At 68.6% G+C, this 21,641-nt stretch carries 23 protein-coding genes; 4 read left to right on the top strand and 19 right to left on the bottom strand.

Features of this window, described 5'->3' with window-relative positions; translation table 11 throughout:
• Window positions 1–8: 8 nt before the first annotated feature.
• Both MRBLWO14_RS16855 and MRBLWO14_RS16850 read left to right on the top strand, forming a co-directional pair.
• Window positions 9–500, top strand: a complete 492-nt coding sequence (locus MRBLWO14_RS16855) for a glutathione peroxidase (RefSeq protein WP_341934223.1) — start codon at window positions 9–11, stop codon at window positions 498–500.
• A 157-nt stretch (window positions 501–657) separates the two neighbouring features.
• Window positions 658–1,872 carry a metallophosphoesterase family protein gene (locus MRBLWO14_RS16850; RefSeq protein WP_341934222.1) on the top strand — a complete coding sequence of 405 codons (1,215 nt, stop codon included), beginning with the start codon at window positions 658–660 and terminating at the stop codon, window positions 1,870–1,872.
• Window positions 1,873–1,937: 65 nt separating this feature from the next.
• On the opposite strand, the gene MRBLWO14_RS16845 is transcribed toward MRBLWO14_RS16850, so the two are convergent.
• The gene (locus tag MRBLWO14_RS16845) at window positions 1,938–2,630 is read right to left on the bottom strand and encodes a DsbA family oxidoreductase (protein ID WP_341934221.1); all 693 of its coding nucleotides are present in this window, start codon (window positions 2,628–2,630) and stop codon (window positions 1,938–1,940) included.
• Window positions 2,631–2,684: 54 nt separating this feature from the next.
• On the opposite strand from MRBLWO14_RS16845, the gene MRBLWO14_RS16840 reads away from it, so the two are divergent.
• Window positions 2,685–3,296, top strand: a complete 612-nt coding sequence (locus MRBLWO14_RS16840) for an AAA family ATPase (RefSeq protein WP_341934220.1) — start codon at window positions 2,685–2,687, stop codon at window positions 3,294–3,296.
• On the opposite strand, the gene MRBLWO14_RS16835 is transcribed toward MRBLWO14_RS16840, so the two are convergent.
• Window positions 3,236–4,039 (bottom strand): isoprenyl transferase, encoded by an 804-nt coding sequence (locus tag MRBLWO14_RS16835; RefSeq protein ID WP_341934219.1) that lies wholly within the window; start codon window positions 4,037–4,039, stop codon window positions 3,236–3,238. The genes MRBLWO14_RS16840 and MRBLWO14_RS16835 overlap by 61 nt on opposite strands.
• Window positions 4,036–4,779 carry a DNA repair protein RecO gene (recO, locus tag MRBLWO14_RS16830; RefSeq protein ID WP_341934218.1) on the bottom strand — a complete coding sequence of 248 codons (744 nt, stop codon included), beginning with the start codon at window positions 4,777–4,779 and terminating at the stop codon, window positions 4,036–4,038. Before recO ends, MRBLWO14_RS16835 begins: the two co-directional genes overlap by 4 nt.
• Window positions 4,780–4,813: 34 nt before the next feature.
• Here recO and MRBLWO14_RS16825 point away from each other — a divergent pair, with 34 nt between their 5' ends.
• Window positions 4,814–5,506: a TRIC cation channel family protein gene (locus MRBLWO14_RS16825; RefSeq protein ID WP_341934217.1), complete on the top strand. Its 693-nt coding sequence runs from the start codon at window positions 4,814–4,816 to the stop codon at window positions 5,504–5,506.
• A 136-nt stretch (window positions 5,507–5,642) separates the two neighbouring features.
• On the opposite strand, the gene leuA is transcribed toward MRBLWO14_RS16825, so the two are convergent.
• From leuA to lepA, 16 genes are all read right to left on the bottom strand, one after another.
• Window positions 5,643–7,397: a 2-isopropylmalate synthase gene (gene leuA / locus MRBLWO14_RS16820; RefSeq protein ID WP_341934216.1), complete on the bottom strand. Its 1,755-nt coding sequence runs from the start codon at window positions 7,395–7,397 to the stop codon at window positions 5,643–5,645.
• Window positions 7,398–7,587: 190 nt separating this feature from the next.
• Window positions 7,588–8,544: an NADP-dependent oxidoreductase gene (locus MRBLWO14_RS16815; RefSeq protein ID WP_341934215.1), complete on the bottom strand. Its 957-nt coding sequence runs from the start codon at window positions 8,542–8,544 to the stop codon at window positions 7,588–7,590.
• Window positions 8,545–8,587: 43 nt separating this feature from the next.
• Window positions 8,588–9,577: a hypothetical protein gene (locus MRBLWO14_RS16810; protein ID WP_341934214.1), complete on the bottom strand. Its 990-nt coding sequence runs from the start codon at window positions 9,575–9,577 to the stop codon at window positions 8,588–8,590.
• A complete protein-coding gene (locus tag MRBLWO14_RS16805; RefSeq protein ID WP_341934213.1) occupies window positions 9,567–10,091 on the bottom strand; it encodes a sigma-70 family RNA polymerase sigma factor in 525 nt (174 codons plus the stop codon). Before MRBLWO14_RS16805 ends, MRBLWO14_RS16810 begins: the two co-directional genes overlap by 11 nt.
• 51 nt (window positions 10,092–10,142) lie before the next feature.
• Window positions 10,143–11,039 (bottom strand): GTPase Era, encoded by an 897-nt coding sequence (gene era / locus MRBLWO14_RS16800; RefSeq protein ID WP_341934212.1) that lies wholly within the window; start codon window positions 11,037–11,039, stop codon window positions 10,143–10,145.
• Window positions 11,032–12,327 (bottom strand): hemolysin family protein, encoded by a 1,296-nt coding sequence (locus MRBLWO14_RS16795; protein ID WP_341934211.1) that lies wholly within the window; start codon window positions 12,325–12,327, stop codon window positions 11,032–11,034. Before MRBLWO14_RS16795 ends, era begins: the two co-directional genes overlap by 8 nt.
• Complete coding sequence (gene ybeY / locus MRBLWO14_RS16790) at window positions 12,324–12,782, bottom strand: rRNA maturation RNase YbeY (RefSeq protein WP_096715539.1); 459 nt, start codon at window positions 12,780–12,782, stop codon at window positions 12,324–12,326. The genes MRBLWO14_RS16795 and ybeY overlap by 4 nt, the downstream gene beginning before the upstream one ends.
• 16 nt (window positions 12,783–12,798) lie before the next feature.
• Window positions 12,799–13,824, bottom strand: a complete 1,026-nt coding sequence (locus MRBLWO14_RS16785) for a PhoH family protein (protein ID WP_341936224.1) — start codon at window positions 13,822–13,824, stop codon at window positions 12,799–12,801.
• A 58-nt stretch (window positions 13,825–13,882) separates the two neighbouring features.
• Entirely contained in the window at window positions 13,883–14,230 is a 348-nt protein-coding gene (locus MRBLWO14_RS16780; protein ID WP_341934210.1) for an HIT domain-containing protein, read from the bottom strand.
• Window positions 14,231–14,274: 44 nt separating this feature from the next.
• Window positions 14,275–15,003, bottom strand: a complete 729-nt coding sequence (locus MRBLWO14_RS16775; protein ID WP_341934209.1) for a 16S rRNA (uracil(1498)-N(3))-methyltransferase — start codon at window positions 15,001–15,003, stop codon at window positions 14,275–14,277.
• A gap of 13 nt (window positions 15,004–15,016) precedes the next feature.
• Entirely contained in the window at window positions 15,017–16,132 is a 1,116-nt protein-coding gene (gene dnaJ / locus MRBLWO14_RS16770; RefSeq protein ID WP_341934208.1) for a molecular chaperone DnaJ, read from the bottom strand.
• A gap of 35 nt (window positions 16,133–16,167) precedes the next feature.
• Window positions 16,168–17,199, bottom strand: coding sequence for a heat-inducible transcriptional repressor HrcA (gene hrcA / locus MRBLWO14_RS16765; protein ID WP_341934207.1), 1,032 nt, complete (start codon window positions 17,197–17,199; stop codon window positions 16,168–16,170).
• A gap of 117 nt (window positions 17,200–17,316) precedes the next feature.
• Window positions 17,317–18,534, bottom strand: coding sequence for a radical SAM family heme chaperone HemW (gene hemW / locus MRBLWO14_RS16760; protein WP_341934206.1), 1,218 nt, complete (start codon window positions 18,532–18,534; stop codon window positions 17,317–17,319).
• Window positions 18,534–19,184, bottom strand: coding sequence for a DUF1990 family protein (locus MRBLWO14_RS16755; RefSeq protein ID WP_341934205.1), 651 nt, complete (start codon window positions 19,182–19,184; stop codon window positions 18,534–18,536). Before MRBLWO14_RS16755 ends, hemW begins: the two co-directional genes overlap by 1 nt.
• A 10-nt stretch (window positions 19,185–19,194) precedes the next feature.
• Window positions 19,195–19,695 carry a DUF1990 family protein gene (locus MRBLWO14_RS16750; RefSeq protein ID WP_341934204.1) on the bottom strand — a complete coding sequence of 167 codons (501 nt, stop codon included), beginning with the start codon at window positions 19,693–19,695 and terminating at the stop codon, window positions 19,195–19,197.
• The gene (gene lepA / locus MRBLWO14_RS16745; protein WP_341934203.1) at window positions 19,696–21,549 is read right to left on the bottom strand and encodes a translation elongation factor 4; all 1,854 of its coding nucleotides are present in this window, start codon (window positions 21,547–21,549) and stop codon (window positions 19,696–19,698) included. It abuts the gene before it with no gap.
• Window positions 21,550–21,641: the final 92 nt, after the last annotated feature.

Below are 21,641 nucleotides of genomic sequence, written 5' to 3'. Positions count from 1 at the left end.
CTGTGAGCATGAGCGATTCCGCAGTCCGTTCCATCCCCTTCCGCGACGCCGACGGCAACGAGAAGACCCTCGACGATCTGGGCGAGGTCGTGCTCGTCGTCAACGTCGCGTCGAAGTGCGGACTCACTCCGCAGTACGAGCAGCTGGAAGAGCTGCAGCGCCTCTACGGCGACCGCGGATTCAGCGTCGTGGGCTTCCCCTGCAACCAGTTCTTCGGTCAGGAGCCGGGCTCGATGGAGCAGATCCTCGACTTCTGCTCGACCACCTACGGCGTGACCTTCCCGATCAACGACAAGGTCAAGGTCAACGGGAAGAACGCGGCCGACCTCTACAAGGCGCTGAAGCAGACCGAGGACGCGGGTGGCAAGGCCGGACGCGTGGAGTGGAACTTCGAGAAGTTCCTCGTGCTCCCCGACGGCGAGGTCATCCGCTTCCGTCCGAAGCAGAAGCCGGACGACCCCGCGATCGTCAGCGCGATCGAGTCCGCACTGACGCGCTAGATCGAGCGACGGCCGCACGGTTCACCTGCGCGCTACCCGCGCAGGTGCGTCCCGGCGGCGCTCGCATGCGAGCCGTTCACCCGCCGGTCTGCTCGCGGTCATGCCCTCTCCTTAGTCTCACCACGGCGAAGTCCGCTCGAAGACAAGGAGACCGAACATGCCCGACCGCTTCCCGATCAGCCGGCGAACCGTCCTCACCGCAGGCGCGATCGGCGCGCTCAGCACCGCTCTGCCGCTCGGCGCCGCACCGGCGAACGCCGCCCCCACCACGGAAGCGGGATCCACGACGCGCCCGACTGCGCCCGGCAGGGCAGGCCGCCTGCGATTCCACTCCGACGGAACCTTCAAAGTCGTGCAGTTCAACGACACACAGGACGACGAGCTCACCGATCGTCGCACGGTGGAGCTGATCGAGAAGGTGCTCGATCAGGAGAAACCCGACTTCGTGGTCATCAACGGCGACGTGATCACGGGAGGCTGTGAGACCCGGCTGGCTGTGAAGCAGGCGATCAACAACGTCGTCTGGCCGATGGAATCGCGCCAGATTCCGTGGGCCGTCACTTTCGGAAACCACGACGAGGACTCGCTGCCCGAGTCCGGTGTCGACGAGGCGGGGATGCTGGCGATCTACCGCTCCTACGACTACAACGTGAACGCCGAGAACACTCGCGGCGTGACAGGCACCAGCAACACGATCGTGACGATCGGCTCGTCGGCGAAGAAGAACCGAGAGGCTTTCGCTCTGTGGCTCATCGACTCCGGTCGGTACGCGCCTGAATCGATCAACGGCCAGGACTTCTCCGGGTATCCCACGTGGGACTGGGTACGGATGGACCAGGTCGCCTGGTACCGGCAGCAGTCGCAGGAGTTGGAGAAGCGGCGGGGAGCCAAGCTGCCTGGTCTGATGTTCCTGCACATCGCCCTGTGGGAACACCGTTTCATGTGGTGGGGCGGCGTGGACACCCGCACGGAGCCGGACGCCGCGCGCGGCCGGGCGCGGCACCGGATCACCGGGGAGCGGAACGAGGACGAATGCCCTGGGCCGTTCAACTCAGGGATGTTCAACGCGATTCTCGAGCGGGGTGACGTGAAGGGGGTCTTCGTCGGACACGACCACATCAACGACTATGCGGGTGACTACTACGGCGTGCAGCTCGGCTACGCGCCGGGCACGGGCTTCGGCGCGTACGGCCTCGATGGCGCCGAGCGCAACCGCATGCGCGGCGGTCGCGTGTTCGAGCTCACGGAGACAGGTGACGACGTGTCGATGGCGACGCGCGTCGTGTACGCCCGAGAACTCGGCATCGACCTGACCGCCGACGACCAGCCCATGGAGCCGCTTCCGCTCGCGGCGAAGCAGCAGCGTCTGTAACGCTCGCAGAGCGGTCGAGGCGGCGGGATTCGCGCTCCCGTCGCCCCGACCGCGCGGACGGTAGCTCAGGCCTGGACTGCGGGCGCTTCTTCCTCGGGAGCACCGCGCTTGGCCCACAGGTCGCGCAGGACGTTCTCGAACGCCGCGGGCGGCTGCGCGCCGCTGATGCCGTACTGTCCGTCGATCACGAAGAACGGGACGCCCTGGATGCCGTAGGCCTGGGCCTGCGCCTGGTCCTGACGCACGTCCTGCAGGTGGCGGGAACTCTCCAGCGCCTCCCGCGCCTGCTCGGCGTCGAGGCCGACCTCGACCGCCAGCTCGACGAGATCGTCGACACGGCCGACGTGCTTGCCCTCGGTGAAGTACGCGGACATGAGCCGCTCCTCCATCTCGTGCTGCAGATCGTTCGCCTTCGCGAAGTGGAGGAGCTCGTGGGCCTTGACCGTGTTCGTGTGCTGCAGCAGGTCGAAGCGATACTGCAGACCCGCGTTCTCCGCGACACCGGTGACGTGCGAGAGCATCTGCTCGACCTGCTCACGAGGCATGCCCTTGTGTCCGGAGAGGAAGTCGATCTCATCGCCGTCGAAGTCGACGGGGGTGTCGGGCGAGAGCTCGAACGAGTGGAACGTGATGTTCACCTGCGGGGCGTCGTCGTCGCCCGCCGTGGCCTCGAGTCCCTTCTCGAGATTGCGCTTGCCGATGTAGCACCACGGGCACGCGATGTCGGACCAGATGTCGATCGAGATGGGTTCAGTCACACTGTCATCCAACCGCATCCTCGTCGGGGCTATTCCGATCGATAGGATTCTCGGATGCTCTCCGCCGACGATCCGCTCCCCCGCACGCCGCGTCGCGTGCTCGTCGCCGGCGTCACCGGATCCGGGAAGACGACCCTCTCCCGGCGCATCGCCGCGCTCTGGAACCTCCGGCACACCGAGATCGACGGCCTCTTCCACGGCGAGAACTGGACACCGCGTCCGAGCTTCCTCGACGACGTCCGCGCCTTCGCCTCCGAAGAGCTCTGGGTGACCGAGTGGCAGTACACGAGCAAGGGCACCGACGAGATCCTCGCGCCGCGCGCCGACCTGGTCGTCTGGCTGGACTATCCCTTCCGCGTCGTTCGTGCGCGACTGCTGCGGCGCACCCTGAGCCGCAGCATCCTGCGTACGAAGATGTGGAACGGCAACGTCGAGAAGCCGATCTGGCGCATGTTCAGCGGGGATCCCGAAGAGAACATCGTCGCCTGGCAGACCATGACCCTGCACAAATGGACCGAGCGGATGCCGGAGGCCGAGGTCGCGTTCCCGCACCTGACCATCGTGCGCCTGCGCCATCCGCGCGAGGCCGAGCGCTGGCTTCGGGCTCAGGCGGGCGCGTCCGGTGTGTCGACGGCCCCACCGAAGCGTCGGTCGCGCGACAGGTAGATGCCGATCGCTCGCCACAGCTCCTCGCGGGAGAAGTCCGGCCAGAGCGTGTCGAGGAACACCATCTCGGCGTAGGCCGACTCCCACAGGAGGAAGTTCGAGGTGCGCTGCTCGCCCGAGCTGCGCAGGAACAGGTCGACGTCGGGCATGTCCGGCACATAGAGGTGCCGACGGATCATCTTCTCGCTGATCGCGTTCGGCTTGACCCGACCGGCGGCGACGTCGGCGGCGATCGACCGCATGGCGTCGACGAGCTCGACCCGTCCGCCGTAGTTCACGCACATCGTGAGCGTGAGCCCTGTGTTCGTCTTCGTGAGCTCCTCCGCGCGCTGCAGTTCTGTGATGACGCTGCCCCACAGGCGCGGCTTGCGTCCGGCCCAGCGGATGCGCACGTTCCACTCGTTGAGCTGGTCGCGCCGGCGATGCAGCACGTCGCGGTTGTACCCCATGAGGAAGCGCACCTCCTCGGGCGAGCGCGCCCAGTTCTCGGTCGAGAACGCGTACACCGACAGGTGCTTCACCCCGGCCTGGATGGCGCCGGCGACCACGTCGAGCAGTACCTCCTCACCCGCCTTGTGTCCTTCGATGCGATTGAGACCGCGACGATTCGCCCACCGGCCGTTGCCGTCCATGACGATCGCCACGTGCTCCGGCACCGCCGGGAACTGCGGCGGGTAGAGCCCCGTCCAGTCGAGCGGGCGGTACGCCACGGCATCCTTGTGCGTGTAGGGCTTGGGGCTCACCGGGCTCCTTCTCGGGAATCGTCGATCACGTGGGCGAGCGAGCGGATGCCGCGCTCGAGATGCCACTGCGCGTAGGCGGCGATGAGTCCGGAAGCCGCTGACGTCTCCTGCACGGATGCCGCGTCGATGACGTCCCATTCGCCCGCCATGAGCGACCGGAGCAGGGCCAGCGTGGTCTCCGCGACGCGAGGGCTTCCGGCGGGCGCGTCGTTGCGGCACACCACGCCACCGAGCTGGGCGACGAACGTCGTGTGCGGACCGGGCATGCCGCAGCGCGCGCAATCGGTCAGCGACGGCGCCCAGCCGGAGAGCGCCATGACGCGGAGCAGATAGGAATCCAGGATGCTGCGAGGCGAATGCTCCCCGCGAGAGAGTGCCCGCAGTCCGCCGACGAGCAGCAGATACTGCTCGGGAGTCGCCTCGGACTCGCTCAGCCGGTCGGCCGTCTCGACCATCGCATTCGCCGAGGTGAACCGGTCGTAGTGCGCGGCGATGTCGGCACCGTAGGAGCCCAACGACTCCGCCTGCTGCACGATGTCGAGCGAGCGCCCCTCGTACAGCTGCACGTCGGCGACCATGAACGGCTCGAGCCGGGAGCCGAACTTCGACGACGTCCGCCGCACGCCCTTCGCCACGGCGCGCACCTTGCCGTGGCGTCGCGACAGCATGGTGACGATGCGGTCCGCCTCACCCAGCTTGTGGGTGCGCAGGATCACTGCTTCGTCTCGGTACGTGGGCACCCCTCGATTATCCTCCGTGCGCGACAATGGACGGGTGACCGAACCGCTCTTCATCATTCCGTTCTGGGCGGATCTTCTCGGCGTCGGGCTCGGCGGGGTCCAGGGAGCGCTCTTCGCCTCCGGTTTCCAGGGGCAGCGACGGCTCGACTGGCTCGGGGTCGCGATCATCGGCATCATGATCGGCATGGGCGGCGGTCTCATCCGCGACATCCTGCTGGGCCAGACCCCCGCGACGCTGCAGAACCAGTGGTATCTCGTCACGGCGACGGGCGCCGCGCTCTTCGGGATGCTGCTCGCTGGCCTCTTCACGCGCCTCAACAAGGTCATCGTCGGCCTGGATGCCGTCGTGATCGGGATGTTCGGGGCGTTCGGTACGAGCAAGGCCCTCGCGCTCGGCATTCCCGAGGTGCCCGCCGTGTTCATCGGCGTCTGCGCCGCAGTCGGCGGCAGCGTGCTGCGCGACATGCTCATGGGCCTGCCGACCGCGATCATGCACGTGGGATCGCTCTACGCCGTCGCCGCCGGCGGAGGATCCGCGTTCATCGTGATCGCCCACGCGCTCGGCATGTCGATCCCCCTCGCCGCCGTCATCGGCATCGCCGTCACCGCCGTGATCCGGGTGCTCGCCGTCAGCTTCGACGTATCGCTGCCCGAGCAGCGCCGCCTCTACCGCCGCAAGGTGGCGGCCGAGACCGGGGTCATCCCGATCGTCAGACCCGGCGACTGACCGCACCGCCTTTCGTCTCGTCGCTGCGCTCCTCGCTCAACGACCCGAGAGAGACCCCGCTGCGCTCCTCGCTCAACGACCGGGAGGGATATCAACCCGGTCGTTGAGCGAGCGAAGCGAGACGAAACGTGCGGGGTCAGACCGCGGCGAGCTCGTGCTGACGGCTCCGGATCGACCGGTTCACGCCCGACACGATCGCCTTGAGGGATGCTGTCGAGATGTCGCCGTCGATGCCCACGCCCCACAGGCGCTGATCGCCGACCTGCAGCTCGACGTACGCGGCCGCCTGAGCGTCACCGCCGGCGCTGAGTGCGTGCTCCACGTAGTCGTAGACGGTGATGTCGAAGCCCTGGGCGCGCAGCACCTCGACGAACGCGGCGACCGGACCGTTGCCCGAGCCGGTGACCGAGATCCGCTCGTCGTCGTCCCGCAGCTCCACATCGAGGACGACCTCGCCGGACATGTCGCTGCGGGTCTGCGTCGCCAGCAGCTCGAAACGACCCCACTTGGCTGACTCGTCGTCGGCCGGCAGGTACTCGTCGTTGAAGACCGACCAGATCTGCTCGCTCGTGACCTCGCCGCCCTCGGCATCCGTCTTCGCCTGCACGACGCCCGAGAACTCGATCTGCAGCTTGCGAGGCAGGTCGATCGCGTGGTCGGCCTTCAGCAGGTACGCGACGCCACCCTTGCCCGACTGCGAGTTCACGCGGATCACCGCTTCGTACGAGCGGCCCAGATCCTTCGGGTCGACGGGCAGATACGGCACCGCCCACTCGATCTCGTCGACCGAGACGCCCTTCGCCTCCGCCTCGGCGGCCATGGCCTCGAAGCCCTTCTTGATCGCATCCTGGTGCGATCCGCTGAATGCGGTGAACACGAGGTCGCCCGCCCACGGGCTGCGCTCCGGCACGGGCAGCTGATTGCAGTACTCGACCGTCCGCTTGACCTGATCGATGTCGCTGAAGTCGATCTGCGGGTCGATCCCCTGCGTGAACATGTTGATGCCCAGGGCGACGAGGTCGACGTTGCCGGTGCGCTCTCCGTTGCCGAACAGGCACCCTTCGATGCGGTCGGCGCCGGCCATGTAGCCGAGCTCCGCGGCAGCGATCGCCGTGCCGCGGTCGTTGTGCGGGTGCAGCGAGAGGATGACGTTCTCGCGGTGGTTCAGGTGGCGGCTCATCCACTCGATCGAGTCGGCGTAGACGTTCGGCGTGGCCATCTCGACAGTGGCCGGCAGGTTGATGATGACCTTGCGGTCGGGGGTCGGCTCGAAGATCTCGATGACCTGGTTGCAGACGTCGACAGCGAACTCGAGCTCGGTGCCCGTGTAGCTCTCCGGCGAGTACTCGTAGTACACCTGCGTGTCGGGGATCGTCTTCTCGAACCGTCGGCACAGGCGCGCGCCCTCGAGCGCGATGTCGATGATGCCCTGCTTGTCGGTGCGGAAGACGACCTCGCGCTGCAGCACGCTCGTGGAGTTGTACAGGTGCACGATCGCCTGCTTGGCACCGGCGATGGCCTCGTAGGTGCGCTCGATCAGGTGCTCGCGCGCCTGCGTCAGCACCTGGATGGTGACATCGTCGGGGATCAGGTTCTCTTCGATCAGCTGGCGGACGAAGTCGAAGTCGGTCTGGCTCGCCGACGGGAACCCGACCTCGATCTCCTTGTATCCCATGCTGACGAGCAGCTCGAACATCACCCGCTTGCGCTCGGGCGACATGGGATCGATGAGGGCCTGGTTGCCGTCGCGCAGGTCGACAGCGCACCAACGGGGGGCCTCGGTGATGCGGGCATCGGGCCAGGTGCGGTCGGGCAGGTTCACCGCGATCTGCTCGTGGAACGGCCGGTACTTGTGGATCGGCATCGACGACGGGCGCTGAGTGTTCTTCATGAGGGGCTTCTTCTCTCGTCAGGAATGTGTTCGGGCCAACACGAGCGCCGCGACGAGGAAGGCCCTAGCTCTCAGGACTCGTCGCGGCAGCTAAGAAGAAGCAGACCGCCGAAAGGCATGCGGCCATGCTAGCAGGGCACCGCCGCCGGTTCGACCGGGTGCCGCAGGGGGATGCCGTATCCGTACCCGCTCAGGGGATGAGCGCGAGCTTCCCTCCCGGGTGCCCGCCCGCGAGGAAGTCCAGTGCTGCCGGCGCCTCAGCGAGGGGGAAGGTCTTCGCGACGGGCACGACGAGGTCCCCGCTCTGGGCGAGGGCGATGAGATCCGGACGCACCTCGTCGCGGAATCGGGCGCTTTCGGGCATCGAGCCGGCGATCGCGATGATCCCCTCGTCCTCCGCGCGTCCGAACGCGGCGATGGTCACGATGCGTCGGCGATCCCGGACGAGTTCGAGGGAGACGTCGACGGCCTCGTCCGTGCCGACCGCGTCGAGGGCCGCGGCGACCGTGCCGCCCGCGAGATCACGGACGCGATCGGTGAGCCCCTGGCCGTATTCGACCGGCACTCCCCCGAACTCCCGCACCACGTCGGCCCGCGCCGCACTCGCCGTGCCGATCACCCGGACTCCGCGGAGCGCAGCCTGCTGCAGCACGCTCACGCCGACGGCGCCGGATGCGCCGTGTAGCAGCACGGTTTCACCCGGTGCGACACCCGTCACCCACAGCATCTCGGCCGCAGTCGTACCCGCGAGCAGCAGATTCGCGGCCTCCGCGTGGCTGAGCGTCGTGGGCTTGATGAAGGCCTTCTCGGCGGGGATGGTGACGGCCTCGGCGTAACCGCCGCGCACGCGGAAGGCGACGATCTCGTCTCCGACCCGCGCCTCGCCTGAGCCGATGCGCGTGTTGGGCCCGATGGCGATGATCTCGCCCGAGATCTCGTAGCCGATCGGCACCGGGAACTCCACACCTCCTCGCGGGGCGGCGACGTGCTTCGCATCGGCGGGGTTCACTCCGGCCGCTCGCACGCGGACCGTGATCTCGCCCTCCTGCGGGTCCGGGACACCCTCCTCCACGAAGTCCCACGCCGACGGCTCGCCGGGGCCGGGAGCGATCCAGTGGCGGGCGCGGAGCGTGGTGTCTTCAGGCATCGGATCCTCCGTGGTTCTCAGGTCGGGTGGTGGGCCGGGTGCCTCACCGCACGAGGCTCTCGTCGACGTCCCACATCGTGTACGACATGATGACACCGGCCGGCAGGACGTCCTGTTCGACGAGGTTGGTGCGCTCCACTCCGACGACGCGGCCGGTGTCGAGCGAGAGCAGCACGATCTCGCTGACGGACTTGTCGGGAGCGACGACGCGAAGTCCGGCGACGGGACGCCCGAGGCGATCCTCCGTCGTTCCCAGCGCGGTCACGCCGTCGGCCGAGCCGAGGATGTCGAGGACCTGGGATTCCTGGGCGTCGGTGAGCGTCCATTGCCCCAGGAGGTCGGTCATCGCCGTCACGACATCGGTTCCCGACGGCTCCGCAGGCATCCCGAGGGCGGTCAGAACACGCAGCACCTCGGCGCGGCTGTCGCCGAAGACCTCGGGGACGGGTGTCGCGAACTGGCCGGGCTCGATCGGGATCTCATAGGCGACCTCACCGGTGCTGCTGACCTCGGCCGAGAGATTGGCCGCCGCATCGTCGGGGTCGTACGGGACGCCGTTGACGATCGTGGTGAGCCCTGACTGATCGGGATTCCACTGGATGACCGCGAACTGCGGCACGACCTCCGTCTCGCCCGTGCCCATGTCGATGTTCAGGCCCCAGGACGCCGTCCGCACGGTGCGCACCGGCGCTGTCGGCCCGGGGAGCGCGGCGTCGGCGAGAGCGGCCTGAGCGTCGTCGATCGTCGCGGCAAGGGACTCGGCATCCGAGAAGTCGAGAGGCTGAGGGCCGACTGCCTCAGCCTCGCCCTGCGGCATGAGGACGCTCACGGCCACGACGACCGCGGCGGTCGCGACGGCGATCCCGGACGCCACCGTGAGGGTGAGACGACGTGCGCGGCGCGGAGCCGCGGTGTCGCGCATGATGCGGTCGCGCAGCCGCAGCGCGGCGGCATCGGGCGCGGCGTCGCGGGGCGTTCGAGCGGGATCGGCGGCCATCAGCAGGCGATCGAGAACGTCGTGATCAGTCATCATCCCCCGCCCGCTTCTCTCGTTCGAGCTCGGAGAGCATCCTGTCGCGCGCACGACCCAGGATCCTGCGAACACGCGACCGCGGCATCCGCAGCATCTGCGCGATCTCCCCCACCCCGAGACCATCCCAATATGTCAGCATGATGATACGCCGCTCACGACCGGAGAGGGCCGCCAGAGCAGACAACGCCCGTGCCCGTTGCGTGAGGTCGGGGTCCCGATCGTCCGCCGCGAAACCCCGGTGCACGGTCTCGAGCGCTCGGCGACGCACGATCGTGCGACCCGACCGCCCCCGCAGCACCCGATCGGCGGCCCGCAACAGCCAGATCCCGTCCATCGGCTTGGCGGGATTGAGGCGCGTCCACGCCAGGAGAAACACCTCGGACACGATTTCCGTGACCTCGGAATCGTGCTCGACAGCACCCTCGACATGGTGTCTGACGCGAGCCCAGTTCGCGTCGAACACCGCAGTGAACGCGTCGTTCCTCCGGGTCTCGCGCTCCGCGGCGCGACTCATCCCCCGTGTCCTGAGGGCATGATGAGCCGCTCGGACAGCAAGCGGCCCATCTCAGAATCCGAGGCGTCCGAGCTGCTTCGGATCCCGCTGCCATTCCTTCGCGACCTTGACGTGCAGGCCGAGGAAGACCCGCGTGCCGAGGAGCTCCTCGATACCCGCGCGGGCCCGGGCGCCGACGTCGCGCAGACGCGACCCCTTACGACCGATGATGATGGCCTTCTGACTGTCGCGCTCGACCACGATCGACGCGTGGACGTCGGTGAGGTCGCTGTCCTCGCGGGGCGCCACGTCGTCGATCACGACCGCGATGGAGTGGGGCAGCTCGTCTCGCACGCCCTCCAGCGCAGCCTCGCGGATGATCTCCGCGATGCGGTCCTCGTCGGACTCGTCGGTCGTGATGTCGTCCGGGTAGAGCGCCGGCCCCTTCGGCATGAGCGACAGGATCTCGTCGGAGAGCACGTCGAGCTGATCGCGCGTGAGCGCTGAGAGCGGGATGACGGCGTGCCAGTCCTCGCGGAGGGCGTCTGCCTCCATGAGCCGCTCGGTGATCTCGTCGCGGGAGGCCGCATCGGTCTTCGTGACGATCGCGATCTTCTTCGCCCGCGGATAGCCGTCGAGCGACGCGGCGATGCGGCGATCGCCGGGGCCGACCTTCTCGGTGGCGGGGACGCAGAACCCGATCACGTCGACGTCGCCCAGCACCTGCTCGACCAGGTCGTTGAGCCGCTCGCCCAGCAGGGTGCGCGGCTTGTGGATGCCGGGGGTGTCGACGATCACCAGCTGCCCGTCCGGCCGGTTGACGATGCCGCGGATCGCCCGCCGCGTGGTCTGCGGCTTCTCGCTCGTGATGGCGATCTTCTCGCCGACGAGGGCGTTGGTGAGCGTCGACTTGCCCACGTTCGGACGCCCGACGAACGTGACGAACCCGCTCCGCGTCTCATCACTCATCGATTCGCTCCCCCTCAGGATCTGATGTCTCCGCGGTCGGCGCGGCCCTCTCGACGAAGACCGTCGCGATGCCCCGCCCGCGTCCTCGCGAGGCGCCTCCCGTCAGCACGAGTCCGTCGACCGTGGCGGTCGCGCCGGGCTGCGGAACCTGCCCGAGCGTCTTGCCGAGCAGACCGCCGATGGAATCCACGTCCTCGTCCTCGAGCTCGAGGCCGAACAGATCGCCCACGTCCTCCAGTGAGAGCCGGGAGCTCACACGGTACCGGCCTTCGCCGAGTTCGACGACCTCCGCCGACACCTGATCGTACTCGTCGGAGATCTCACCGACGAGTTCCTCGATCAGGTCCTCGAGGGTGATGAGCCCCGAGATCCCGCCGTGCTCGTCGATCACCAGGCAGACGTGCACGGCATCCCGTTTCATCTGCTGCAGCAGGGTCTCGGCGCGCATCGACTCGGGGACGAAGGTCGCCGGGCGCGAGATCGGACGGATGGATGCCGCGCGCCAGGCGTTCTCGTCGCGATAGGCGAACTGGACGAGGTCCTTGAGGTACAGCACTCCGACGACGTCGTCGGCCTCATCGTCGACCACCGGCATCCGCGATACCCCGCGCTGCAGGAAGAGCGTCATCGCCTCGTCGGTGGTGGCCGTGGCGTCGACAGTGACCATCTCGGTGCGCGGGACCATGACGGCGCGCACGAACTGGTCGGTGAAGTCGAAGACCGAGTGGATGAGGTCGCGATCGTCCGCCTCGATGAGGTCGTTCGAGGCGGCCTCGTCGACCATGCTGAGCAGCTGCTCCTCCGAGGTGAACGAGCTCCGCCCACGGCCCGGTGTGACGCGGTTGCCGAGAACCACGAGTCCGTGCGCGAGCGGTCCGAGGATGATGCGCAGACCGCGCACGACCGGGGCGTTGGCGCGCAGCATGCCCTCCGCGTGCTGGCGCCCGAACGAGCGGGGGCTGGCGCCGACGAGCACGAACGTGATCCCGGTCATCAGCACGGCGGCCGCGAGCATCGCGAGCCAGTTGTTCTCGATGAGGATCGTGAACGCGACGGTGACGAGCACCGCGGCCGTCACCTCGGCGAGCACACGGATGAACGCGACGGAGTTGACGTGCGCGTCGGGGTCGGCGGCGATGCGCGCGAGCTGCTTCGTGTTGCGCCCCTCGGCGGCCATCTCCTCGAGATCTGTGCGCGACGTGACGCCGAAGGCGGCGTCGATCGCGGCCATCAGACCGCCGAAGGCGACGAGCAGGACCGCGCCGGCGAGCAGGAGAGCTGCGGTCATCGTCGGCGTTCGGCGGCGGCGAAGCTCTGGATGAGCTCCTTCTGCAGGCCGAACATCTCACGCTCCTCGTCGGGCTCGGCGTGATCGAAGCCGAGCAGGTGCAGCAGGCCGTGCGTGGTGAGCAGGATGAGCTCGTCCATCAGTGAGTGACCGGCGGCCTGCGCCTGGGTCTCGGCGACCTGAGGGCACAGCACGATGTCGCCGAGCAGACCGGGGGCCGTCGGTCGATCCTCGGTGCCGGGTCGCAGCTCGTCCATCGGGAAGCTGAGCACATCGGTCGGACCGGGCTCGTCCATCCACTGCACGTGCAGCGCCTCCATGGCGCCCTCGTCGACGAGGACGATCGCGACCTCCGCGTCCGGGCTGACGTGCAGCTGCGCGAGGTTGTGGTCGGTGAGGCGCTGCAGCACCGTCTCGTCGACGTCGATCGCCGACTCGTTGTTGATCTCGATCATGCCTGTGCTCGTTTCATCAGGAGAGGCCTCGTTTCGGCATCCGATCACGGGGTCCGGGGCGCTGGGCCCCGCGGCGCTCCGCGCGGTTGGCGAACTCCGCCGCCTGCTCGCGCTCGTGCCGCTGCGCCGTGCGGCGCTCGTCGTACTCGCTGTATGCGTCGACGATGCGGCCGACGAGCGAGTGGCGCACGACGTCGTCGCTCGTGAGCCGCGCGAAGTGGATGTCGTCGATGCCGTCGAGAACACGCGTGACCAGCCGGAGACCCGAAGCCCCTTGGGGCAGGTCGACCTGGGTGATGTCGCCCGTCACGACCATGCGCGTGCCGAAGCCGAGCCGGGTGAGGAACATCTTCATCTGCTCCGGCGTCGTGTTCTGGGCCTCGTCGAGCACCACGAACGAATCGTTGAGGGTGCGTCCGCGCATGTAGGCGAGCGGCGCGACCTCGATCGTGCCCGTCGCCATGAGACGAGGGACGATCTCGGGATCCATCATCTCGTTGAGCGCGTCGTACAGCGGACGCAGGTACGGGTCGATCTTGTCGGTCAGCGTGCCGGGGAGGAACCCGAGCCGCTCCCCCGCCTCGACGGCGGGACGCGTCAGGATGATGCGCGTGACCTCTTTGCGCTGCAGCGCCTGCACGGCCTTCGCCATCGCGAGGTAGGTCTTTCCTGTTCCGGCCGGGCCGATGCCGAACACGATGGTGTTCTCGTCGATCGCGTCGACGTACTCCTTCTGGCCGAGCGTCTTGGGGCGGATGACCTTGCCGCGCGTCGACAGGATCGCCTCGCCGAGGACCTCGCTCGGTCGCGGGCCCCCGTCGACCCGCAGCATGCGCGCGGAGCTCGCCACGTCGCCGGGAGCGAGATCGTGCCCCGCCTTGGTCATGGTCATCAACTCCTCGACGAGGTTCTTCGCGCCGGCCACGGCATCCGGAGCACCGGTCAGGGTGATCTCGTTGCCGCGCACGAGGACCTGCACGTCGCGGTGCTCCTTCTCGAGCATGCGGAGCAGACGGTCCTGCGGACCGAGCAGCTGCACCATAGCGACGCCGTCGGCGTAGATCCGCTCGGTGACGGTGCGGTCGGTGGTGTTGTCGTCGTCAGAAGCCAACGAGCTTGTTCTCCTCGATGTTGCCGAGCACATGGGCGTGCACGTGGAAGACGGATTGGGCGGCGCTCGCGCCGTTGTTGAAGATCAGGCGGTACTCGCCGTTCGCGTGCTCGTCGGCGAGCTGCTTCGCAGCGGCGACCATCTCGGCGAGGAGCGCTGGGTCGCCGGCGGCCAGTTCGGTGACGTCGCGATACTCCTCGGTCTTGGGGATGACGAGGACGTGCAGCGGCGCCTGCGGGTCGATGTCGCGGATCGCGAAGACCCGCCCGGTGTCGAGCAGGATCTCACCCGGGATGTCGCCGTTGAGGATACGCGTGAAGATCGAGGGCTCGGACATACTGCCAGTCTACTGACCGGGGCCGACGTGCGGCCGGAGGACGATCACCACCGACCGAGGGCAACCGACAGCACGGCGATCGCCGCGGGGCCCGCGGTCGACGTGCGCAGCACCGTGTCGCCGAGCAGCGCGCGCTCCGCGCCGGCCGCCTCGAGCGTGGCGATCTCGTCACCGGAGATGCCGCCCTCCGGTCCCACGACGAGCACGAGGTCGCGGCCGTCCGGCTCCAGCGCCGACAGAGGCGTCGGGGCGGTCGGGTCGAGCAGCACCACCCGCTGGGTCGCCGCGCGGCGGGCGAGGTCCCTGGTGGTCTCGGGCGGCACGACCTCGGGCACCCACGCACGATGCGCCTGCTTCGCGGCCTCGCGCACGATCGTCGCCCAGCGCTCCCGACCCTTCACCGCCTTCGGTCCTTCCCAGCGCGACACGCTGCGCCCGGCCTGCCACGGCACGATCTCGTCGACCCCCAGCTCGCACGCCGCCTGCACGGCGAGCTCGTCGCGGTCGCCCTTCGCGAGGGCCTGCACGAGCACGAGCTTCGGGCTCGGGGCTTCGCTCACCCGACGCGCGCTCACGCGCACCTCGACCAGGGACGGCGACACCTGCTCGGCCTCCCCGGTGAGCCACACCCCGCGACCGTCGCCGACCGTCACCTGCTCGCCGACCCGCAGTCTCCGGACCACGGCCGCGTGCTTGGCCTCCGCGCCGGTGAGCGCCACGAGGTCGCCGACCGTGGCATCCGACGAGGATTCGACGAGGAAGTGCAGTGCCATCGCGTTCTCCCGGTCAGTGCGAGCGGAAGCGGTCGCGCAGCTTCGAGAAGAGTCCCTGCTGGAACTGGGCGAGCTGCGGAGCCGGCGCCTTGGTCTTCTTGGCGAAGTCCTCGATGAGCGCGCGCTGCGCCGAGTCGATCTTCGTCGGAGTCAGCACCTGCACGCCGACGCGGAGGTCTCCGCGCTGGCTGCCGCGCAGCGGCGTGATGCCCCGCCCCTTGATCGTCAGGACATCGCCCGACTGCACGCCGGGACGGATCTCGAGGTCGACCTCGCCGTCCAGACCCTGGATCGTCGTCTCGGCACCGAGGATGGCGTCGGTCATCGCCACCTCGAGCGTGGCGAGCAGGTCGTCGCCGTCGCGGCTGAAGGCCGGGTGCGGGTTCACCGTCACCTCGACGTACAGATCGCCGTGCGGGCCGCCGGCCTTGCCGACCTCGCCCGAACCGGGGAGCTGCAGGCGCAGACCCGTCTCGACACCCGCCGGGATGTCGAGAGACACGGTGCGGCGGGAGCGCACGCGTCCCTGGCCGCCGCAGGTGCCGCACGGGTACGGGATGGTCGTGCCGTATCCCTCGCAGGTTCCGCACGGCTGCGAGGTGACGACGTTGCCGAGCAGGCTTCGCACCTGGCGCTGCACGTGGCCGGTGCCGCCGCAGATGTCGCACGTGACGGGCGAGGTGCCTTCCTGGCAGCACGATCCCTTGCAGGTCTCGCAGAGCACGGCCGTGTCGACCTCGATGTCGCGGTGGGCGCCGAACACGACGTCGCCGAGATCGAGTGTGACCCGCACGAGCGCGTCCTGGCCCCGTTCGCGACGGGAGCGAGGGCGAGCGCCTCGTCCACCGCCCTGCGCTGCGCCGAAGAACGTCTCGAAGATGTCGCCGAAACCGCCGAAGCCCCCGAAGTTGCCCGCGGCGCCGTCGCCTCCGCCCATGTCGTACCGACGACGTGACTCGTCATCGCTGAGCACGTCGTAGGCGTGCGTGACGAGCTTGAACTTCTCCGCTGCCTCCTCACCCGGGTTCACGTCCGGGTGCAGCTGGCGCGCGAGGCGCCGGTACGCCTTCTTGATCTCGTCGGTCGATGCGTCGCGCGAGACGCCGAGTACCTCGTAGTGGTCCGCCACAATGGCCCTTCTGCGTGTTGTCCTGGTCGTCCGCGTCAGCGGGCGGCCTCGTCTTCGTCGAGCAGTCGCGACAGGTAGCGGGCGACCGCCCGCGCTGCCGCGAGATTGCTCGGATAGTCCATGCGGGTCGGCCCCATCACGCCGACGCGCGCGGTGCCGCTGCGCGCCGCGTAGTTGCTCGCGACGATCGAGGCCTCGTCGAGGCCGAACGACGCGTTCTCGGTGCCGATGCTCGCGGAGAGTCCCTGCGCATCCGCTTCCATCTCGCTCATCAGACGGATGAGCGTCACCTGCTCCTCGATCGCCTCCAGGAGAGGATGGATGCTGCCGCGGAAGTCCTGCTCCCGCCTCGCGAGCGTCGCGGCGCCGGCCATCACGAGCCGCTCCTGCCGGAACGTGCCCAGCTCCTCGACGATCACCGTCGCGAGGGCGCGGAGCACGGCATCCTTTGCGTGCTCCTCACCGGCGAGCAGCCCTTGCAGTCGCTCTGCGGCATCGCTGACCGCGCGCCCCGTCAGGAGCGCCGACAGCCGCGCCCGCAGAAGGGCCATGTCGGATTCGTCGACGTCGGCCGGCAGCAGGGCGATGCGCTGCGAGACGCCGCCCGCATCCGTGACGAGCACCACGAGGAGTCGGTTCGGCGCCAGGCCGACGAGCTCGATGTGCGTGAGCTGGGCCCGCGCGAACGAGGGGTACTGCGCCAGGGCGACCTGACCCGTGAGCTGCGTGAGCACCCGCACGGTGCGGGCCATCAGGTCGTCGAGGTCGGCGGGGTCGGTCAGGAAGGACTCGATCGCGGTGCGCTGCGCACCCGAGAGAGGACGCAGCTGCGCGAGGTGGTCGACGAAGACGCGGTAGCCCTTATCGGTCGGGACGCGACCGGAGGAGGTGTGCGGCGCTGCGATGAGCTCCTCGTCTTCGAGCAGAGCCATGTCGTTGCGGATCGTGGCGGCCGAGACGCCGAACGAGTAGCGGTCGACGATGGATCGGCTGCCGACCGGCTCATGCGTCTCGACGTAGTCCTGCACGATCGCACGGAGCACCTGGAGGCCTCTTTCACTGACCATCGCGACTCCCCTCGTCTGGCACTCACCGGTTACGAGTGCCAATTCTACTCGCCGCGCGCCTCTGCGCGCTGAACCGAGCCGCGATGAACGGATCGCGGTGGTCGTCGACGACCCGGATCAGTCGGTGAGCTCACGCACGACGGCGTCGGCGAGCAGTCGTCCTCGGAGCGTGAGCTGCACACGGCCGCGCACGGCGGCGACGGGATCGACGAGTCCGTCCGCGATGAGGCCGGCGACGCGCGCACGTTTGTCGGCATGCAGCTCGTCCACGGCGATGCCCTCGCGGATGCGGCTGAGCAGCAGGACCCGCTCCAGCATGCGCGACTTCTCATCGGGGCGCTCGGTCCCCGCCGCGGGGGACTCGGATGCCGCGAGTCGCTGTGCGTAGGCAGCGGGGTGCTTCACGTTCCACCACCGAAGGCCGGCGACGTGGCTGTGGGCTCCCGGACCGAAGCCCCACCAGTCACTCCCCCGCCAGTAGGCGAGGTTGTGCCGGGAGCGCTGCTCGGGGGTCCGCGCCCAGTTGCTCACCTCGTACCAGTCGAAGCCGGCCTCGGCGAGGCGCCGATCGGCGAGCTCGTACATGTCGGCCTGCAGGTCGTCGTCGGGCATCGGGACCTCGCCGCGACGGATCTGCCGCGCGAGCTTCGTGCCGTCCTCGATGATCAGTGCGTAGGCCGAGATGTGGTCGGACTCGAGTTCGAGCGCGGCATCGAGAGAGGCCTCCCAGTCGCCGAGCGACTCCCCCGGGGCGCCGTAGATCAGATCGACGCTCACAGCGAGCCCGGCGTCCTTGGCCGCCGCCACCGCGGTGCGCACGTTCTCGGGTCGGTGGGTGCGGTCGAGAGCGGCGAGCACGTGCGGCACGGCCGACTGCATCCCGACCGAGAGCCTCGTCACCCCGGCCTCCGCGAGCGTGCGGGCGACCTCGGGGGTGACGGTGTCGGGATTCGCCTCGACGGTCACCTCGGCACCGTCGGCGAGTCCGAAGGCGGAGGTCGCTGCTCCGAGCATCCGCGCCAGGTCTCCGGCGGGGAGCAGGGTGGGCGTGCCGCCGCCGAAGAAGACCGTGTCCATCGGCCGCAGCGCGTCGGCGTCCGACAGCACGCGGTGCGCGAGCCCGATCTCGCCGATCAGCGTCGAGGCGTAGTCCTCCTGCCTGGCACCGCGCAGCTCGCTCGAGGTGTAGGTGTTGAAGTCGCAGTAGCCGCAACGCACACTGCAGAACGGGATGTGGAGGTACGCCGAGAAGGGCACGGCCGTGTCGACAGGCAGGTCGGCCGGAAGGCGTCCGTCAGCGGGGGCGGGATCTCCGAGGGGAAGGGGGCCGGCCATCAGACGGGGGTCGCGTACAGCGGCGAGATGGCCCGCAGGTAGCGGGCGAACAGCTCGCGACGGCGCCGCTTCACGAGCGCCGGGACCAGGCGGTAGAGCAGCGAATTCGGCGCATCGAACGCGCGGACGGTGAACCACACCTCGTCGTCGTCACGCCATTCGATGTCGAACGACTCCTCGCCGCGCACGACCGAGCCGCCGACCGTGCCGAGCACGAAGCCGATACGGCGCTTCTCCTCGGTGACCGAGATGACGCGCAGTTCGGCGTCGGCGTGCATGTTCGCCACGCGTCCGCGCAGGCGCAGGGTCATGCCAGGACCGACGAAGGGCATGCCCTCCGCGTCGAACCGCTGCTCGACCTCGTTCTTGCTCGGAGCGATCGGAGTGCCCTCGGCGTCGAAGCTGACACCCGCGTATGCCGGCCCCGGGGCAGGTCGCACGTCTTCGATGCTGAGTCCGGATGCGCGCTGCGCCGTCCACGACAGGAGCGCTTCGCCGGCTGTCTGGAACCGTTCCTCTCCGCTGCCGATGCGCCAGGAGTTCTCGGCGGGGATGCTGCGCTCCGGCGGATACTGCATCAGATCGGGCGCATGGGTCGCACCCACAGCCGCATAGTCAACCGTGTCGTCTCGGAAAGTCCCGCGCCGCATGCCGACCAGCCTACCCGGGGTCGCCTGGACGGTGCCTCCGGGCTTCGTGGATCGCGGTCTCGACGGTGCGGATGTAGCGGTCGAACACGGAGCGCTGCATGACTCGCAGCGCCGGCGTCAGCATCCACCACAACGGGGTGGACGGACGCGAGACCGACCGGGCGGTGAAGACCCCGCCGTCGAGGACGAAGGACTCCTCGCCGTAGATCGGGTGGCCGGGCCTCGTCTCGTACCCGAACCCGTGCGCGTCGGCCCAGACGACCCGGATCGGCTCGGCGAAGCGGACCCCGAACACGCGCTTCGCGAGGGTTCCCTCACTCCCGGCCCGCGGCTCCTCGACGGGCGTGTCGAACCCCGCTCGCCGCTTGAACTCCCAGGACGTGATCAGTGCGGCGACGGCATCCCTCGCGTACTCGGGAACGGGGACCGACCGCTCAGCACCGCGGAGTCCGCGAGGAACCTCGCCGAGCGGATGCCGGGTGAGACCGCGCTCGTACCGCGGCAGCGCCACCTACTTCTTGTCCTTGCCCTCGACGTCGCCGGAGAGCGCGGCGATGAACGCCTCCTGCGGAACCTCGACGCGGCCCACCATCTTCATGCGCTTCTTGCCCTCTTTCTGCTTCTCGAGGAGCTTGCGCTTCCGGCTGATGTCACCGCCGTAGCACTTCGCGAGCACGTCCTTCCGGAGCGCGCGGATGGTCTCGCGGGCGATGATCCGCGCACCGATCGCCGCCTGGATCGGCACCTCGAAGTTCTGCCGAGGGATGAGCTTCCGCAGGCGCTCGGTCATGAGCGTGCCGTAGGCGTAGGCCTTGTCGCGGTGCACGATCGAGCTGAACGCGTCGACCTTGTCGCCCTGCAGGAGGATGTCGACCTTCACGAGGTCGGCCTCCTGCTGCCCCGCCGGCTCGTAGTCGAGCGACGCGTAGCCCTGGGTCTTCGACTTCAACTGGTCGAAGAAGTCGAAGACGATCTCACCGAGCGGCATGGTGTACCGCAGCTCGACGCGCTCCTCCGAGAAGTACTCCATCCCGAGGAGCGTGCCTCGGCGTGACTGGCACAGCTCCATGACGGTGCCGACGTAGTCCTTCGGGAGCAGGATGGCCGTGTTGACCATGGGCTCGGACACCGAACCGATGCGCCCGTCGGGGTATTCGCTAGGGTTCGTGACCGTGACGGTCTCCCCCGTGTCCGACGTCAGCACCTCGTAGATCACGCTCGGCGCGGTCGTGATGAGGTCGAGCCCGAACTCCCGGGCGAGCCGCTCGGTGATGATCTCGAGGTGCAGCAGGCCGAGGAAGCCGCAGCGGAAGCCGAAGCCGAGCGCGACCGACGTCTCGGGCTCGTACTGCAGAGAGGCGTCGGAGAGCTTCAGCTTGTCGAGCGCCTCGCGGAGCTCCGCATAGTCGCTGCCGTCGATCGGGTAGATGCCCGAGAACACCATCGGCTTGGGATCGGTGTACCCGGCGAGGGCCTCGGATGCCGGCCTGCGGGCGTTCGTGATCGTGTCGCCGACCTTGGACTGGCGCACGTCCTTCACACCGGTGATGAGGTAGCCCACCTCTCCGACGCCCAGTCCCTTGGCGGGGGTCGGCTCGGGGCTCGACACACCGACCTCGAGCGCCTCGTGGTTCGCGCCCGTCGACATCATCTGGATGCGCTCGCGCGGCGAGAGGCTGCCGTCGACCATGCGCACGTAGGTGACGACGCCGCGGTAGGCGTCGTAGACGGAGTCGAAGATCATCGCGCGTGCCGGCGCCTCGGCGTCGCCGACGGGCGCCGGGATCTCCTGGACCAGACGGTCGAGCAGGTCCTCGACTCCCACGCCGGTCTTGCCCGACACGCGAAGCACGTCCTCGGGCTTGCCTCCGATGAGCGACGCGAGCTCCTTGGCGTATTTGTCGGGATCAGCCGCCGGAAGGTCGATCTTGTTCAGGACGGGGATGATGTGCAGGTCGTTCTCGAGAGCCAGGTAGAGGTTCGCGAGCGTCTGGGCCTCGATGCCCTGAGCCGCGTCGACGAGCAGGATCGCGCCCTCGCAGGCCGCCAGCGAGCGGGAGACCTCGTAGGTGAAATCGACGTGCCCTGGCGTGTCGATCATGTTGAGCGCGAAGGTCTGACCGTCGAGCTCCCACGGCATCCGCACGGCCTGGCTCTTGATGGTGATGCCGCGCTCGCGCTCGATGTCCATCCGGTCGAGGTACTGTGCCCGCATGTCGCGGTCGGAGACCACTCCGGTGATCTGTAGCATGCGGTCGGCGAGGGTCGACTTGCCGTGGTCGATGTGCGCGATGATGCAGAAGTTGCGGATCTGCGTCGCAGGCGTCGCGGCAGGCTGAAGCGGAGTGAGGGCGCGTGGTGACATGTCCTGACGATTCTACGGTGACGCGCTGTCGATGCTCGATTCGCCGGATCCGGTGATATTCTGCCCAGGTTGCCCGGGAGCCGACCCTGAAA

The organism is Microbacterium sp. LWO14-1.2 (genome assembly GCF_038397715.1).
GTDB lineage: Bacteria > Actinomycetota > Actinomycetes > Actinomycetales > Microbacteriaceae > Microbacterium.
Note: the sequence above shows the minus strand (reverse complement) of the source record. Positions and strands in the feature narration are given on the sequence as shown.

Bases quoted from the DNA above. Each gene is read 5' to 3' on its own strand.
- MRBLWO14_RS16850 (WP_341934222.1), top strand. From the start codon at position 658: ATGCCCGACCGCTTCCCGATCAGCCGGCGAACCGTCCTCACCGCAGGC.
- MRBLWO14_RS16780 (WP_341934210.1), bottom strand. From the start codon at position 14,230: ATGTCCGAGCCCTCGATCTTCACGCGTATCCTCAACGGCGACATCCCG.
- MRBLWO14_RS16855 (WP_341934223.1), top strand. From the start codon at position 9: ATGAGCGATTCCGCAGTCCGTTCCATCCCCTTCCGCGACGCCGACGGC.
- ybeY (WP_096715539.1), bottom strand. From the start codon at position 12,782: ATGATCGAGATCAACAACGAGTCGGCGATCGACGTCGACGAGACGGTG.
- hrcA (WP_341934207.1), bottom strand. From the start codon at position 17,199: ATGGTCAGTGAAAGAGGCCTCCAGGTGCTCCGTGCGATCGTGCAGGAC.
- era (WP_341934212.1), bottom strand. From the start codon at position 11,039: ATGAGTGATGAGACGCGGAGCGGGTTCGTCACGTTCGTCGGGCGTCCG.
- MRBLWO14_RS16795 (WP_341934211.1), bottom strand. From the start codon at position 12,327: ATGACCGCAGCTCTCCTGCTCGCCGGCGCGGTCCTGCTCGTCGCCTTC.
- MRBLWO14_RS16785 (WP_341936224.1), bottom strand. From the start codon at position 13,824: ATGGTGCAGCTGCTCGGTCCGCAGGACCGTCTGCTCCGCATGCTCGAG.
- leuA (WP_341934216.1), bottom strand. From the start codon at position 7,397: ATGAAGAACACTCAGCGCCCGTCGTCGATGCCGATCCACAAGTACCGG.
- MRBLWO14_RS16810 (WP_341934214.1), bottom strand. From the start codon at position 9,577: ATGATGACTGATCACGACGTTCTCGATCGCCTGCTGATGGCCGCCGAT.
- MRBLWO14_RS16755 (WP_341934205.1), bottom strand. From the start codon at position 19,184: ATGCGGCGCGGGACTTTCCGAGACGACACGGTTGACTATGCGGCTGTG.
- MRBLWO14_RS16775 (WP_341934209.1), bottom strand. From the start codon at position 15,003: ATGGCACTGCACTTCCTCGTCGAATCCTCGTCGGATGCCACGGTCGGC.
- hemW (WP_341934206.1), bottom strand. From the start codon at position 18,534: ATGGCCGGCCCCCTTCCCCTCGGAGATCCCGCCCCCGCTGACGGACGC.
- MRBLWO14_RS16840 (WP_341934220.1), top strand. From the start codon at position 2,685: ATGCTCTCCGCCGACGATCCGCTCCCCCGCACGCCGCGTCGCGTGCTC.
- MRBLWO14_RS16815 (WP_341934215.1), bottom strand. From the start codon at position 8,544: ATGCCTGAAGACACCACGCTCCGCGCCCGCCACTGGATCGCTCCCGGC.
- MRBLWO14_RS16805 (WP_341934213.1), bottom strand. From the start codon at position 10,091: ATGAGTCGCGCCGCGGAGCGCGAGACCCGGAGGAACGACGCGTTCACT.
- lepA (WP_341934203.1), bottom strand. From the start codon at position 21,549: ATGTCACCACGCGCCCTCACTCCGCTTCAGCCTGCCGCGACGCCTGCG.